The organism is Burkholderia pulmonis (genome assembly GCF_984667975.1).
In genome coordinates this window covers 262,353-278,154 of record NZ_OZ480188.1, presented here as the reverse complement: position 1 = coordinate 278,154, position 15,802 = coordinate 262,353, and the positions used below count along the sequence as shown (strand labels likewise).

The window sequence follows — 15,802 nt, the reverse complement described above, 5'->3', positions numbered from 1 at the left end:
TTCCGCCCGCCGCCCGCGGCCCGCCATGCGCGGCGGCATCGTCGCTCGCCTGCGCGCGGCGGCGATCGCGCTGCTCGTCGATGTCGCGCTGTCGGTCGTGCTCGGCACGCCGCGCGACGCCGATGCGCAACTGCAGAACGCCGCGGCCGACCCGTACCGGATCGGCGACGCGTGGGGGCTGCGCGTCGCGTCGCAACTCGTCGAGCATCCGCTTGCGGCCGGCCAGGCCGCGACGACGTTCGGGATCGGCGCGGCGGCCACCGGCACCGTCGACCAGGACCTGTCGTTGCACGGCGACGCCGAATTGCGGCGCGGCGCATCGATCGTGAAGGCCGACGCGATCCACTACGATGCGGACACCGACATGACCGATGCATACGGTCACGTACTCGTCGTCAACGACGGCAATACGTTTGCCGGCCCCGACGCGCATCTGCAGCTCGACAGCGTCGAAGGCACGATGACGGCGCCGCATTATCACTTCAACCTGACGGGCGGCTCGGGCTCCGGCTCGCGCGTCGACCTGCTCGACGATTCGCGCGAAGTGATCCACGACGGTACGTACACGACCTGCCACTGCACGGCCGATCCGGCGTGGTATCTCAGGGCAGCGCGACTCGATCTCGACAACGCGGCCGGGGAAGGCGTCGCGCACGACGGCGTGCTCTACTTCGCCGGCGTACCGCTGTTCGCGTCGCCGTGGATGTCGTTTCCGCTGAACGACGAACGCAAGACCGGGATCCTGCCGCCCACGTTCGCGGTCAGCTCGACCAGCGGTTATGACATCGCCGTCCCGATCTATTTCAATCTTGCGCCGAACTACGACCTGACGGTCACGCCGAGGCTGATGACCAAGCGCGGCGCGATGCTGACGACCGACTACCGCTACCTGAGCCCGACCTATTCCGGCTCGCTGTCCGTCAGCGCGCTGCCGGACGACGCGACAACGCACACGAACCGCTACTCGATCACGTTCCAGCATCGCGAGAACCTCGGCAACGGCTTCGCTGCCTATGCGGACTACAACCGCGTGTCCGATGCGTCGGTGCCGTCGGATTTCTCCAGCGCGAACTCGCTCGTCGTCGGCTCGCAGACGCTGTTCCAGCAGGAAGCCGGCGTGACCTACAACCACGGGCCGTGGTCGGTGCTCGCGCGCGTGCAGAACTGGCAGTCGTTCACGACCGCACCGCCCTACAACCGCGAGCCCGAGCTCGACGCGAAATACACGCGCTACAACGTCGGCGGTTTCGACTTCGGTGCCAACGTGAATGCAACGCGCTTCACGATCCCGACCGCCGATTCGACCGAAGGCAACCGGCTGACATTCGATACGTACGTCAGCTACCCGATCATCGCGCCCGGATGGTACGTAACGCCGAAGCTCCAGTGGCATGCGGCGTCGTACGATCTCACGTCGATCGGCAGCGACGCGCCGGCCGGCCAGCCGAAGAACTTCACCGTCAACGTGCCGACCGCGAGCCTCGACATGGGCGCGACGTTCGAGCGCGCGGTGCGCCTGTTCGGCATCGACATGATCCAGACGCTCGAACCGAGGCTGTTCTACGTCTATACGCCGTACCGCAACCAGGCCTTCGCACCGGTATTCGACACCGCGCCGCTCGATTTCGGGCTCGCGGAGATCTTCTCGAGCAACCGCTTCGTCGGCGGCGACCGCGTGAGCGACATGAACCGGGTGACGGCAGGGGTCACCACGCGTTTCGTCGATGCGGGCACCGGCGCCGAGCTCGCACGCTTCGTCCTCGCGCAGGAGTACTACTTCCGCGCGTCGCAGGTCACGATGCCGGACGACACGCCGCCGACGGTCGGCCCGTCCGACGTGATCGCCGGCGCCGCGTTCCATGTCGGCACCGGCCTCGAGCTGCAGCAGGCCGTCGAATACAACCAGTCGAGCAACGAGCTGACCCAGGCCACGGCCGGAATCGACTGGAAACCGGCAGACGGCAAGGTCGTCAATCTCGCGTACCTGTATGCGCGGGGCAACGCGACGCTCGACGACGAGCCCGAGAACCAGGTGCTGCTGTCCGCGCAATGGCCGCTCACGCATGCGCTGTCGGGCGTCGGCTCGGTCGACTACGATCTCGCCGCGCACCGGCTCGTCAGCGGGCTGCTCGGATTCCAGTATGCGGCCGACTGCTGGGCCGTCAGCTTCGCGCTGCAGAAGTACACGAACTACAACGGCACGACGTCGCCGACCACCGGGACGCGCGTGCTGGTGCAACTGCAGCTCAACGGGCTGAGCCGCATCGACAACGGGCTGCTGCAGCAGTTCCGCGCGAACGTTCCCGGGTATTCGACGCCGACGCTGCCGGCCCCGACGTCGCGGTTCAGCGACTACCCGTGACGCGCATTCCGCGCCGGCACGCGCTCGGGCATCAAGGCCGGACGGCGCATCCGGCCAGTCTGGCCCGCACGCTCCACCGTCGCCCGGGAACACATCCGACAACGTGACAGCGAGATGCCGGATCGAGGCGCTATCGGAATCGGCATACGCATAGACACTCAGCATCGGGATCGCCCGTTCGGCGGCATCGTCCCGGCCCAGACACCGTGTCTATCGATCCGCCCGGCCGGCGCGATCGTTCCCAATCCACGTCCCGGCTTTCGTTGCCTGCAACGAAGTCGCGCCAAGACATGAATCCGTCGAATTTTGGCTATTCGTTTTATTCGCTTCTTTTCATTCTTCAGGTGTCCTTCTCTTCATGAATAAATTCCTCGAGCAGGACTCGATGGTCAGTCTGCCATTCCAGTTTCATTAGGCAATGCTAGTGTCTTTCACTCCAACAATCACGCACATTGATTCGTGATTCGAATCATTTTCCCCATACAAAGACTCCCCTATGACATCGAAAAAACGCCGCGATTTTCTCAAGCTGGGAACGAATACGCTGGCTGCTGCCGGCCTGATTTCGGCGTTGCCGCCTGCGATCCGCAACGCGCTGGCCCAGACCACGCAGCCGACGACGCTGGCCGGCATCGATCACATCATCATCTTCATGCAGGAAAACCGCTCTTTCGACCACTACTTCGGCATGCTGCCCGGCGTGCGCGGTTTCACGGATCCGCATCCCGCCCCGCTGCCGAGCGGCCGGCCGATCTGGTACCAGCCGAACCTCGCCACCGGAAGCTACCAGGCAAAAGACCCGTCGGGAAAGGTCGTCGCGAACGTGATGCCCTACCCGCTCAATCCCGCGACGTCGACGCCGGTCAACTACCAGGGTGTCAACCTCGATCATTCATGGAAGGGATCGCAGCGCACGTGGGAAAACTGGAACGTATGGGCCCAGAAGAAGGGTTACTGGACCATGGGTTACCTGAAACCCGCCGACCTGCCGTTCTACTACGCACTGGCAAATGCGTTCACCGTCTGTGATGCCTACCACTGCTCGCTCTTCGGACCGACCAACCCGAACCGGCGTTTCCTGTGGACCGGAACGTCGGGCGGCAGCACCATCACCAATCCGGCCTGGAAGCACTACATCGTCGAGAACGACGATGCGTGGGAAGCCAACGTGACCTCCGACCCCGCGAAGGACAGCGGCCGGCAGAACGGCTGGGACTGGCGCACCTATGCGGACGTACTGGAAGACAACAAGGTCAGCTGGAAGGTCTACCAAGGCTACGGCAACTACGGCGACAACGCCCTTGCTTACTTCAACAACTTCCGGCGCGGCGGCGATGCGGCAAAGATCGCAAAGGCACGCACGTATGCCGGCAAATCCGGCGACGACGACGTCCGTTCCGCGGATGCACTCGTCGCGTCACTGCAAGCCGACCTGCAGGGAAAGGACGCGCAAGGAAAAAGCACCTTTCCCGCCGTATCGTGGATCGTCGCGCCCTATACGTACTCCGAGCATCCGACTGCCACGTCCAGTGCGGGAGAATCGTTCGCCGAACGCGTGATCAATGCGATCATCGGCAGCAAGGATGTCTGGGGGAAATGCGCGATCTTCATCACGTACGACGAGAACGACGGGTACTTCGATCACGTGCCTGCACCGATCCCGCCGCTTGCCGGCTACGGCAAGCATAACCTCACGACGGCCGGCGGTGCCCCCATCGACCTGTCCGCCGAGACCTACGGCTCGGAACCCATCGGCCTCGGGCCGCGCGTGCCGATGATCGTCGTTTCGCCATGGAGCAAGGGCGGACGCGTGGCGTCGCGCCTGTCCGACCATACGTCGGTGATCCGCTTCCTCGAGACCTGGCTCGTCGCGAAGGGATATCCGGAGAACGCCGTCCAGTGCGCGAACATCTCGGCATGGCGCCGCGCCGTTTGCGGCGACCTGACGGAAACGCTGAACCTCGTCTCGCCGGCCAACACGCCGAGTGACGCCGACGTCACCGGCTGGAAGATCATGGAGCCGGTCAACGGGCCCAACTCAGTCTATGCGCCCTATCCGTACACGGACAACGACGCGTTCGTACCGGGCGTCGCTGCCGTAACACGATCGGCGTGCCCGCTGCCCTATGACGCGACCGTCTCGGCCAGCAAGAACGGGACATCGATCACGCTGACCTTCGACAACTCGAAGTCGCGCGCGGCTTCGACGTTCATCGTCTATGCGAACGCGACGACCACCGCGCAGAAGGTATTTCATTACGCGGTGGCCGCCGGCAGCACGTTGTCGGACACGCTGGTGTTGAGCGCGGGCAACAGCCAGTGCCAGGTCTTCGGCCCGCAATCACCCGGCGGGTACTTCTGGAAATTCTGATCCTGCATCGGCTTGACGAACCGCGGTGGCGACGGCGGTCATGCCGCCCGCCGCGGCCGGGATGGCCACGGCAATCGATGTGTCGATGTCGAGCCGGCCGGCGCTGCACCCCTGCGCCGGCTGTTCGCGCCTGCGACGCCTGCGCGGGGACGAAGCGACATTCGCGGCATTGCTCCGCCCGGCGTGCCGGCGCGTGGCGAAATTACCGCGCACGTCGAGCCGATGCCGATTCGGCACGCTACGCACCGTCCGGGATCCGTGTCGTTTACCACCGGGTTCCGGGCGCATGACCGATAGCCGGTAGCGCCCGTTTCTCTAAACTGGTTCACACAACACACCTGCCCGTTCCCGTCCGCTGCGCGCGTCGCGCCACCGGCATCGAGGCACCCCCGAGACATCCGCCTTCGCTGCTCCTCGGCCCGCACGACTCCACTGCATTCCAGCCCGGCCGGCTGCCAAGGCAATTCCAGGAGAGTTCATTGAGTCCGTCGCAAGCGCACCCCGCGAAAGCCCGGTCTTCGCGCCAGTCCGTCAAGCTGGACGACATCACGATCGTCGATCCGGCCGTCCTCAAACGCGCGGTCGGCGCCATGGCGTTCGGCAATGCGATGGAATGGTTCGACTTCGGCGTCTACAGCTACATCGCCGTCACGCTCGGCAAGGTGTTCTTCCCGTCCGGCAGCCCGTCCGCGCAGCTGCTCGCGACCTTCGGCACGTTCGCGGCCGCGTTCCTCGTGCGCCCGCTCGGCGGCATGGTGTTCGGCCCGCTCGGCGACCGCATCGGCCGCCAGCGCGTGCTCGCCGCGACGATGATCATGATGGCCGCCGGCACCTTCGCGATCGGCCTGATCCCGAGCTATGCGTCGATCGGCATCATGGCGCCCGTGCTACTGCTCGTCGCCCGCCTCGTGCAGGGTTTCTCGACCGGCGGCGAATACGGTGGCGCGGCCACCTTCATCGCCGAATTCTCGACCGACAGGCGCCGCGGCTTCATGGGCAGCTTCCTCGAGTTCGGCACGCTGATCGGCTATACGCTCGGCGCGGCCACCGTCGCACTGCTCACCGCGACGCTGTCGCAGGAAGCACTGCTGTCGTGGGGCTGGCGCGTACCGTTCTTCATCGCGGGGCCGCTCGGCCTCGTGGGCCTCTACGTACGGCTCAAACTCGAGGAAACGCCGGCGTTCAAGAAGGAAGCCGAAGCACGCGAGGCGGACGAACGCGCGCGGCCGAAACAACGCTTCGCGACGCTGCTCGTCGAACAATGGAGGCCGCTGCTGCAGTGCGTCGGCCTCGTGCTGATCTTCAACGTGACCGACTACATGGCGCTGTCGTACCTGCCGAACTATCTGTCCGCGACGCTGCACTTCCGCGAATCGCACGGCCTGTTCATGGTGTTGCTCGTGATGGTGCTGATGATGCCGATGACGCTGTACGCGGGGCACCTGTCGGACAAGGTCGGCCGCAAGCCCGTGATGATGGCCGGCTGCGTGGGCCTGCTCGTGCTGTCGGTGCCCGCGCTGATGCTGATCCGCACCGGCGGCATGCTGCCCGTGTTCGGCGGCATGCTGGTCTACGGCATCCTGCTGTCGACGTTCACCGGCGTGATGCCGTCGGCGCTGCCCGCGCTGTTCCCGACGCGGATCCGCTACGGCGCGCTCGCGATCGGCTTCAACGTGTCGGTATCGCTGTTCGGCGGCACGACGCCGCTCGTCACCGCGTGGCTCGTCGATCGCACCGGCGACCTGATGATGCCCGCGTACTACCTGATGGGCGCGTCGTTCATCGGCATCGTGTCGGTGCTCGCGCTGCGCGAGACGGCGCGCCAGCCGCTGCCCGGTTCGGGGCCGTGCGTCGCAAGCCGCGCGGAAGCGCTGAACCTCGTGCGCGGCGGTGCGGACGGCGCGCGCGTGCGCGACCGGAAGTTCACGCCGGTCGGCAAGCGCGCGTGACGCAGCGCGAGGCGACGCCGCGCGGCATGCGCCGGCGTCGCCGTCCGCGTGTGCGTCAGTTCGACGACAGTTGCTGCGCGTCGAGCCAGTCGAGCAGCGCGCGCGTGACGAACGCGGGGTTTTCCAGATTCGAGATGTGGCCGGCATCCGGCACCAGCGCATGCGCGCAACCGATCACGCTCGCCATCTTCACCGTTTCCGACGGCGGGCGCGCCATGTCGCCCGCGCCGCACATCAGCAGCGTGCGCCCGGCGTCGAGTCCGGCCAGTGCCGACAGCGTGTCGGGCCGGCCGAAGATCAGCCGGCCGAGCGGCGCGATCGATTGCCGCAAGCGGTCGGCCGGCAGGTTCGCCAGCGCATCGCGAAACGCGGTCGGCACCGGGTCCGCCAGATTGACGTCCGGCCGGAAGAACAGCGGCACGATTGCATCGAGCAGCGGCGGCGCAATGCTGCCGGCCGCCTCGATCGCACCGAGCATGCCGAAGTAGCGCAGCCGTGTCGCCTCGGGTTCGGCTTCGAGCGATGCGTCCATCAGCACGAGCGAGCGCACGCGCTGCGGTTCGCGCAACGCGAGCCGGGCGCCCCACATGCCGCCGACGCTGAGCCCGACGACCGCACACCGTTCGATGTCCAGCGCGTCGAGCAGCGCGCTCGCATGCGCGGCGAGATCGTCGAGCGTGTGCGTGCCGTCCGGCAGCGCACCCGATGCGCCATGCCCCCACAGGTCCGGCACGATCACACGGTACGAACGCGACAGCGCGTCGATCTGCGGCGCCCACATCGCCGCGTCCCACAGATAGCTGTGTCCGAGCAGCACCGGAAACCCGGCGCCGTGATCCTGGTAATGCAGGGTACTGCCTTGAACGAGGTGTGCGGGCATGCTGTCTCCGGAGGTCTGGACTCGGCGGCGTTCTGCGACGAACGCGAAGCGGGGCATCATCGCACAGGTTGCCGGCGCTGCGCATGACGATCCGCACGCGTTGCATCCCGCCACGCGCAACGGATTCCGGTCTGCCGTCGGCGGTCAGTTCATCCCGTCGTACGTGACGATCTCGACCCAGTTCGCGCCCTTGCCGACCGGATATTTGCCGATCGCGTCGAGGTGCCCTGTGTTGCGCTCGATCCGGTAAACAGCAAGCATCGGCGACAGCTGGCCCGCCGCGAGCAGATACGTGCCCGAAGGATCGATTGCAAAGCCGCGCGGCTGCTTCTCGGTCGCGAACGTGCCGATGCGGTCGAGCTTGCCCGACCCGGCGTCGACGCGATACGCGGCGAGCGTGCTCGACGTGCGCTCCGATGCGTACAGGAAGCGCCCGTCCGGCGTCAGGTGCAGGTCGGCGCCCCACGGCTTGTCGCCGTGGAAGTCCGGCGGCAGGATCGACACGGTCTGGATCGGCCGCACATCGGCGCCGCCGCGCGACAGTGCGAGCACATGCAGCTTGCCGTCGAGTTCGTCGATCAGATACGCGAAGCGCCCGTTCGACGAGAACACGAAATGGCGCGGGCCCGACTTGTCCGGCAGCCGGTAGGCCGGCGTCGCATCGTCGGTCAGCGTCCCCGTCGACGCATCGAACGGCAAGCGCAGCCACGCATCGGCGCCGAGTACCGACGCGAACGCATGACGGCCGTCCGGCGACTGCCGGATCGCATGCGCCATCGGCCCGGTCTTCACCGTCTGCTGCACGTCGCCCGCGACGCCGTTCTCCCCGATCCGGTTCACCGCGAGCAGGTTGCCGCCATACGACGCCGAGAACAGGTAGCGGCCCGACGCATCGGTCGACACATACGCCATGCTTTCCGCGAGCGGCGCGCGGCCCAGCTCGATCAGCCGCCCGTCGAGCGGATTGATCGCGAAGCTGACGACGCGATACGGCGTCGAGCGCAGCGCCGCATAGAGACGATGGTGATCGGGCGACAGCGCCATCGGCATCACGGTGCCGCCGACCGGCACCGTCTCGATCGCGGTCAGCGCACCGTTCGACGTGTCGACGCGAAACACCGAGATGTCGCGGCTGTCGCTGTTCGATACGTACGCATACGTCGCCGCGTGCGCAAGCGACGCGACCATCCCGAAGGCGGCCGCCGCGACGGCACGCCAGAGTGTCTTGGTGTTCATGGAGCTTCCGGAAACGTAAAAGGGAACCGCGGATGCGACCGCGGCGCCGGACAACCTCGGTCGTCCGGCGCCGCGACGGGCGACACGCGAGATCAGAACACCGCGTGCCCGCTGATCAGGCTCGGCAGCCAGGTCGAGAAGAACGGCAGGTACGTGACGATGTTGATCGCACTGAAGATCGCGAGGTAGTACGGCCACGCCATCTTCGTCGTCTCGCCGATCGACACGTTGCCGATCGCGCAGCCGACGAACTGCACCGACCCGATCGGCGGGTGCACGAGGCCGAGCGAGCAGTTCAGCAGCAGCATGATCCCGAACTGCACCGGCCCGACGCCGCACGCCATCGCGATCGGCAGGAACAGCGGCGTCGTGATCAGGATGTGCGCGGCCATGTCGACGAACGTGCCGAGGAACACCTGGATGACGTTGATGTACAGCAGCATCAGCCACGGCGCGGCGGTCGACTGCTTGAGCAGCCCTTCGATCGCATCCGGAATCTCCAGGTACGACATCTGGAAGCGCAGCATGTTGGACACCGCGATCAGCAGCAGCACGACGCCCGTCGTGCGCGCCGCATGCGACAGCGCACGGCGCAGCTTCGCGGCCGTCAGCGTCCGGTAGACGAACGCGGTCAGCACGAGCGAATACACGACGGCGATCGCGGCCGCTTCGGTCGCGGTGGCAATCCCCTTCGCGACGCACACGAGGATGATCGCGATCACCATCAGCCCCGGCACCGCGCCGACGAAGCTGCGCAGCACCGCATACCAGCCGGGGAACGCGGGCAATGCGGACGAACCGTCTTCACGGCGCGGGTAGCCGTGACGCACGGCCTGCCAGTACGCGGCGGCGAGCACGAAGCCCATCACCCACAACACCGGCAGCAGCCCCGAGAACAGCAGGTCGCCGATCGACACGCCGCTCACCGGCTGGCCGTGCAGCATCCCGGTGATGCCCTGCGCGGCGAACGCGTAGATGATCATGTTGGTCGACGTCGGCATCAGCGCGCCGGCGAGCGACGCATGCGTCGTCACGTTGACCGCGTACGCGGCGCTGTAGCCTTCGCGCTTCATCAGCGGAATCACCACGCCGCCCATCGCCGACGTATCGGCGGTCGGCGAACCCGACACGCCGCCGAACAGCGTACAGGCGACGACGTTCGCCATCCCGAGGCCGCCGCGGAAATGGCCGACGGTCGCCTGCGCGAAGCGCAGGATCCGGTCCGCGATGCCGCCGTGCAGCATCAGTTCGCCGGAGAAGATGAAGAACGGCACCGCGAGGAACGAGAACGCGTTCATCCCCGAGATCATCGCCTGCATCGCGGTCGCGATCGGCAGGCCTTCGACCATGTAGGTCAGCACGCAGGCGATGCCGAGCGCGAACGACACGGGCACGCCGAGCACGAGGAATATCAGAAAACTGACGGACAGGATCGCGAGTTCCATGGCGTTATTGTCCCGACGAAGAACGACGAAGCGCGAGCAGGTGCTCGAGCGAGAAGAGGATGATGGCGATCGCCGCGGGCATCGCGATCAGGTAGCGCACGCCTTCGGGCAGCCCGATGATCGGGATGCGGTCGCCCATCGTCTCGGCGGCCATGCTGCCGCAACCGGCCATGATCATGATCGCGAACGCGATCAGGCTCAGGTGCTGGATCGCGACGACCACGGTGCGACCGTTCGGCGGCAGCCGGCGCACGAGCGAATCGAGGCCGATATGGCCGCCGTCGCGCACCTTCATCGCCGCGCCGAACATCGCGATCACGATCACGAGCAGCAGCGCGATCGGCTCGACGAAATCCGGCGCGTTCTCGAACACGTAGCGCATCACGACCGAGTAGAACACCAGCACCGTGAGCACCGCGAGGCACGCCGACGCGATCACGGCCAGCACGCGAAACACCACGTCGTTCACGCAGCGCAGGAGCGGCGCGCCGTGCGGCCGCGCCGGCACCGCGCCGTCCGGGGCGGCGGCCGACGCGGCCGCGGCCGCCGCGCTGTTCAGGGAAGTACGACGCGTCACTTGGTGGCCTCGATCTCGTCGACGATCTGCTTCATCTGCGGCGTCTTCTCGTACTTCGTCCACAGCGGCTGCATCGCCTTCACGAACGCCGCACGGTCGATCTGCGCGGCCGGCAGGATCTTCGCGCCGCCCTTCGTCACCGTCTGCTGCGCCGACGCCTCGCGCGCGGTCCACAGCTTCTGGTAGTACGGCACCGAATCGGCCGCCGCCTTCTTGATCGCCGCCTGCTCCTGCGGGGACAGCGTGTCCCAGATCTTCTTCGAGAACACCAGCACTTCCGGCGTCATCGCGTGCTGCGTTTCCGAGTAATCGGGCGCCACTTCGTAATGCTTGGTTTCCTCGTACGACGGCATGTTGTTTTCCGCCGCATCGACGAGGCCCGTCTTCAGGCCCGTGTACACCTCGGCGAACGGCATCGGCGTCGGCGTGCCGCCCATCGCCTTGATCTCGTCGACCATCAGGTCGGACGGCTGCACGCGCACCTTCAGCCCCTTCATGTCGGCCGGCGAGCGCACCGGGCGCTTCGCGTAGATCGAACGCGCGCCGCTCTCGTAGAACGTCAGCGCGATCATCCCCTTCGCGGTGAACGCATCGAGGATCTTCTGGCCGGCCGGGCCGTACATCGCCTTGCGGAAATGGTCGATGTCGCGGAACAGGAACGGGAACGACGGGATCAGCGACTCCGGCACGATCTCGTTGAACGACGCGCCGTTCACGCGCGCCATGTCGATCGCACCGATCCGCACCTGGTCGACCGTGTCCTTCTCGGAGCCGAGCGCGCTGTTGCCAAACACCTTGATCGAATCCTTGCCGCCCGTTTGCTTCGACAGCTCGTCACCCATGAACTTCACGGCCATGTTGGTCGGGAAGTTGTCGCCGTGCACGTCCGCCGAGCGGAACACGCGCGCCTGCGCGGACATCGCGAAGCCGGCCATCAGTGCAACGGCCAGGGCGGTACGGGAGCCGGTGAATCGGTGCTTCATGGTGAGTCTCCTTGATGGTCGATCGTTGTTGTGCGGCGATCCGTCGGCAGGCGCGTACTTCGGCGACGCGCACTCCTGAATCGCAGAGTCATACGTCGTATGACGTGTCGAGCGAATGTACGTCGGTTAATCGTTTAACTCACTTGGTGCATACCCCTATAACCGCCGCCATCACGGGCTTACGGCATGAATCGGGGAATCCCGTTCTCTGTTTTAGCGGCTTTCCGCGAAACGTTTTCCGGAAATGGGTCCCTATTCGAATCGGGCGCTTGCGTGGCGGTTTCCCGACACCGGAACGCGTTCTTTCGCTTCGTTTACCGTCGTTATAGGATGACTGACTACTAAACAGCCTCGCCGCCGCGATGCCACGAGCACGCGCCGGCCACGCATCGTGCGCGACGCGATTCGCACCCGCGGCACCCGCCCCGACGACCCGCGCCGGCGGCCGCGCCCGTCCGCTCCAGCCTTGCCGGCAGCCCGCCCGCGTTCGCGCCGCGGCCACGCGTGCTGCCCGAACGACCCGATACCCACCCGGCATCGCTCGCAACCGATCGATGCCCCTTCAGGAGACCTCCGTCATGACATTCCCCCTTTCCCGGCCGAACCGGCGCCCGCGCGGGCTCGGCCTGCTCGCGGCGCTGCTCACGACGGCCGCGGCGCTCACCGCGTGCGGCGGCGACGACTCGAGCACCGGCGGCGGCGTCGCCTCCACCGCTCCGCCCGCCACCAGCGTGTTCCAGGTCGGCACGACGACCGTCGACGCGAACCTGCCGGCCGAGCCCGCGCTGCCCGCCGATACGCAGGTCTGCAGCACGCTCGAGGCCGCCAATACGCTCGTGAGCCGCCCCGACGGCTCGCTGCCGCCAGAAGCCGACCCGTCGACGGCCGGCGTCGGCAAGGCCGTGGCAGCTGCGACGGCCAACCCCGACCAGGCGCGCATCCAGGCCGCGCTCGACGCATGCGGCGCGGCCGTGGACGCCGAAGTCGGCGCGACGATCGCGGCGGCCGATGCCGCAGCCACCGCAGCACAGAAGGCGGCCGCGGTGCCGAACGTGAACCTCGCCGGCGCGTCCGGCGAGGAGCTCGCGAAGGCGAAGTACCGCGCGGGCAAGTTCGCCGTGCGGCTCGTCGTCAACCACGCGGGCCCCGGCAACGGCTTCATCAGCGGGCCGCTGACGCTGCCGTCCGGCGTCACGCTGTGGATCGACAAGGGCGCGACGCTGTACGCGTCGCGCGACGTGAAGGCGTATTCGCCGAACGCCGCCGGCCCGTACTGCGGCAACACCGCCGTCAGCGCGACGAAGGCCGGCAGCTCGTCGAACTGCGCCGCGCTGATCACCGGCACCAACCTCGTGAACGCGGCGGTGGTCGGCGACGGCCGCATCGACGGGCGCGGCTACGCGGAGCTCGTCACGTCCGATGCGAAATATCCGTTGATGAAGGTCGACCTGACCTGCTCGAACACCTACGCGGCGTACAAGGGCGGCACGGTGGCGCCCGACGGCACCGCGTGCGACGACGGCGGCACGGTCGTCGATTCGAAATCGACGGTACGCAACATGACGTGGTGGGATCTCGCGTATCTCGGCAACATGGTGCAGAACGGCACGACCGGCTTCGGCTCGCAGTCGAATTTCCGGCTGATGGTGTTCAACTACGCGAAGAACCTCACGCTCTACCGCATCACGCTGAACAACAGCCCGAATTTCCACGTGGTGCCGAGCGGCGTCGACGGGCTGACGATCTGGAACGTGAAGGTGCAAACGCCAACGCTCGCCGCGTTCGCGAACCCGGCCGGCAACGGCAACCCGCTGTACAACGGGCAGACGTTCAATGCGGACAACGTGAAGAACACCGATGCGTTCGATCCGGGCTCCGCGTCGAAGCCGACGTCGGTGGCGCTGTCGACCGGCAGCACGACGACGTCCGCCGCCGCGGTTTCGTTCGACGGCTACCTGAAGAACTTCGTGTTCGCGTACAACTATGTGAGCACCGGCGACGACGACATCGCGCTCAAGGGCAGCAACAACCCGGCGCCCGCCGGTTCGGGGCTGTTCGGCATCGACGGCAATCGCGACGTGCGCGCCGATCGCAAATGGGGTGTCGTGATCGCGCACAACCACATCTACTGGGGGCACGGCATCTCGATCGGCAGCGAGACCAACGGCGGCGTGACGAACGTTCAGGTGTACGACAATGCGTTCCAGGATTCGGAGGAAGGGCTGCGCATCAAGTCCGACTATGCGCGCGGCGGCGAAGTGAGCAACATCCGCTATTCGAACATCTGCATCCGCGATGCGAAGAACGCGCTGCTGTTCACGCCGTACTACAGCACGAAGGCCGTGCCCGCGAGCGGCCCGCTGTACCCGAACTTCCACGACATCTCGCTCGCGAACGTCGTGATCGAGGGCACGGCCGGCGTGAAGCTTCAAGGGTTCGAGGCGAACACCGGCGGCTACGGCGAGCCGGCCTTCCCGCTCGTGATGTCGCTGAGCGACGTGGTGGCCGACACGCCCGACGGCATCTCGACGATCGCATCCGACGCGACCCTCACGCTGCACAACGTGAACCTGCCGGTGTTCCCGTCGACCGCGAACCGGGTCGTCGTCAACGGCACGGCGGTCCATACGATCGATCCGGCCAGCGTGCTCGACTGCAGCAAGGCGTTCGTCGACTTCCCGGGCATCGACCAGTCGAACCCGTTCGGTTCGACATGGGCGCCGGCACTGTAACGCACGGCCAGCGCAACCGGGTTTCCCGCACCCGCGCGGGAAACCCGCCGCGCCCGCGCGTACGCCGCGTTCAGGTCTGCATGACGAGCGACGTCAGTTGCGCCGCGCGCGCCACGTCCGTCTTCGCGTAGATCGACTTGATCTGCGCGCGGACCGTGCCGATCGACACGCCGCGCAGCGCAGCACATTCCTGCGGCGAACGCCCGTCGCAGCACAACAGCACGGCGAGCTCGGCCTCGGCCGACGACAACCCGTAGAACAGGCGCAACCGCTGCGCGCGCGCCGACGGCGAACGCAGGTCGGCGGCCGTCATCAATGCCGCGACGCCGGGCCGCTCGTGCGCGAGGCGCGACTGTTCGGGAACGGGGATCAGCGCAAGCGGTAGCGGTTCGCCCGTGGCCCGCCGCAGCAGCAGCCCGCCGCGCGCGAACGCGTGCCGCCATTGCGCGTCGTCGACGCAGCCTTCCGGCGCGAAGCGCCCGTTCAAGACCCGCAACGCCGGTTCGGCGGCGATCAGCTGATCGGCCGCACGGTTCGTATAGCGCAGCTCGCGCCGCGCGCCAAGCAGGAACACCGGCACCGGAATCGCATCGAGCGCCGATTCCGCGGCGGCCACGCGCGCTTCGAGCTCGCCGATGCGCGCCTGGATCCGCAGCGCGCGGCCGATGTGCGCGCCCATCATTTCGATGGTGCGGCGCTGGTCGTCGGAAAGCCCTTGCGCGTCGAGGCCGCTCTGTACGCTGAGGAACGCGCCAAAGCCCTCGCCGCGATGGATGTACAGGCCCGAGATGCTGCCGAGCCCGAAGGGCTGCATGAATTCCTGATAGAACACGCTGTGCGCGCGCTGCTGCTCGGACAGGTGCTTGACGTCCTCGAACCAGCGCCCGGCCGGCCAGTCGCCGGCAATCGGCACGACCGGGTCGTACAGGTAGAACTCGGTGTTGTAGCTGTGGTGACACGCGGCGACCCACGACGGATCGTCACCGGCGGCCTGCTCGATCGCGGGCACCCTCGCCGCCTCGTCGAACGACAGCAGCGTGGCCATGCGCACGCCCACCGACGAACGCAACTCGTCCAGCACCGTTTCCCATCGTTGATCGCCCAGTGCCGCAGCGTAGATGTCATCGATCCATGCCGATGGAACCAACCCGTTCATGTGCATCTGGCCACCCCGCGCCGTGCGTTTCTGTCGAACGTCGTTCGGGCATCTTACTCAATCGGCCTCGTCGTTCAAATGAACGATACGCGTTTGATCGAAATACCACGT

At 66.8% G+C, this 15,802-nt stretch carries 10 protein-coding genes; 4 read left to right on the top strand and 6 right to left on the bottom strand.

The genetic code is table 11. The features are described 5' to 3' along the window. The first annotated feature begins 25 nt into the window (after positions 1-25). The 3 genes from AC5LXK_RS33150 (at position 26) to proP (ending at position 6,682) form a co-directional block, all read left to right on the top strand. Positions 26-2,362 (top strand): LPS-assembly protein LptD, encoded by a 2,337-nt coding sequence (locus AC5LXK_RS33150; protein ID WP_493394843.1) that lies wholly within the window; start codon positions 26-28, stop codon positions 2,360-2,362. Between the two features lie 496 nt (positions 2,363-2,858). Further along, on the top strand, positions 2,859-4,733 hold the full coding sequence (locus tag AC5LXK_RS33145) for an alkaline phosphatase family protein (protein WP_493394842.1): 1,875 nt from the start codon (positions 2,859-2,861) through the stop codon (positions 4,731-4,733). 479 nt (positions 4,734-5,212) lie between these two features. Then, positions 5,213-6,682: a glycine betaine/L-proline transporter ProP gene (proP, locus tag AC5LXK_RS33140; RefSeq protein ID WP_493394841.1), complete on the top strand. Its 1,470-nt coding sequence runs from the start codon at positions 5,213-5,215 to the stop codon at positions 6,680-6,682. Between the two features lie 55 nt (positions 6,683-6,737). Here the strand turns inward: proP and AC5LXK_RS33135 are convergent, their stop codons facing one another. The 5 genes from AC5LXK_RS33135 to AC5LXK_RS33115 form a co-directional block, all read right to left on the bottom strand. After that, complete coding sequence (locus AC5LXK_RS33135) at positions 6,738-7,562, bottom strand: alpha/beta fold hydrolase (RefSeq protein WP_493394840.1); 825 nt, start codon at positions 7,560-7,562, stop codon at positions 6,738-6,740. Positions 7,563-7,706: 144 nt separating this feature from the next. Then, entirely contained in the window at positions 7,707-8,798 is a 1,092-nt protein-coding gene (locus tag AC5LXK_RS33130) for a lactonase family protein (protein ID WP_493394839.1), read from the bottom strand. A 92-nt stretch (positions 8,799-8,890) separates the two neighbouring features. Next, positions 8,891-10,243, bottom strand: a complete 1,353-nt coding sequence (locus AC5LXK_RS33125) for a TRAP transporter large permease (RefSeq protein WP_493394838.1) — start codon at positions 10,241-10,243, stop codon at positions 8,891-8,893. Between the two features lie 4 nt (positions 10,244-10,247). After that, on the bottom strand, positions 10,248-10,820 hold the full coding sequence (locus tag AC5LXK_RS33120) for a TRAP transporter small permease (RefSeq protein WP_493394837.1): 573 nt from the start codon (positions 10,818-10,820) through the stop codon (positions 10,248-10,250). After that, positions 10,817-11,803, bottom strand: coding sequence for a TRAP transporter substrate-binding protein (locus AC5LXK_RS33115; protein WP_493394836.1), 987 nt, complete (start codon positions 11,801-11,803; stop codon positions 10,817-10,819). Before AC5LXK_RS33115 ends, AC5LXK_RS33120 begins: the two co-directional genes overlap by 4 nt. A 578-nt stretch (positions 11,804-12,381) precedes the next feature. Between AC5LXK_RS33115 and AC5LXK_RS33110 the strand changes: the two genes are divergently transcribed. After that, entirely contained in the window at positions 12,382-14,535 is a 2,154-nt protein-coding gene (locus tag AC5LXK_RS33110) for a glycoside hydrolase family 28 protein (protein ID WP_493394835.1), read from the top strand. A 70-nt stretch (positions 14,536-14,605) separates the two neighbouring features. Here the strand turns inward: AC5LXK_RS33110 and AC5LXK_RS33105 are convergent, their stop codons facing one another. After that, positions 14,606-15,691 (bottom strand): helix-turn-helix transcriptional regulator, encoded by a 1,086-nt coding sequence (locus tag AC5LXK_RS33105; protein WP_493394834.1) that lies wholly within the window; start codon positions 15,689-15,691, stop codon positions 14,606-14,608. Between the last annotated feature and the right edge of the window lie 111 nt (positions 15,692-15,802).

Bases quoted from the DNA above. Each gene is read 5' to 3' on its own strand.
- AC5LXK_RS33115 (WP_493394836.1), bottom strand. From the start codon at position 11,803: ATGAAGCACCGATTCACCGGCTCCCGTACCGCCCTGGCCGTTGCACTG.
- AC5LXK_RS33145 (WP_493394842.1), top strand. From the start codon at position 2,859: ATGACATCGAAAAAACGCCGCGATTTTCTCAAGCTGGGAACGAATACG.
- AC5LXK_RS33125 (WP_493394838.1), bottom strand. From the start codon at position 10,243: ATGGAACTCGCGATCCTGTCCGTCAGTTTTCTGATATTCCTCGTGCTC.
- AC5LXK_RS33105 (WP_493394834.1), bottom strand. From the start codon at position 15,691: ATGAACGGGTTGGTTCCATCGGCATGGATCGATGACATCTACGCTGCG.
- AC5LXK_RS33130 (WP_493394839.1), bottom strand. From the start codon at position 8,798: ATGAACACCAAGACACTCTGGCGTGCCGTCGCGGCGGCCGCCTTCGGG.
- AC5LXK_RS33150 (WP_493394843.1), top strand. From the start codon at position 26: ATGCGCGGCGGCATCGTCGCTCGCCTGCGCGCGGCGGCGATCGCGCTG.
- AC5LXK_RS33135 (WP_493394840.1), bottom strand. From the start codon at position 7,562: ATGCCCGCACACCTCGTTCAAGGCAGTACCCTGCATTACCAGGATCAC.
- AC5LXK_RS33110 (WP_493394835.1), top strand. From the start codon at position 12,382: ATGACATTCCCCCTTTCCCGGCCGAACCGGCGCCCGCGCGGGCTCGGC.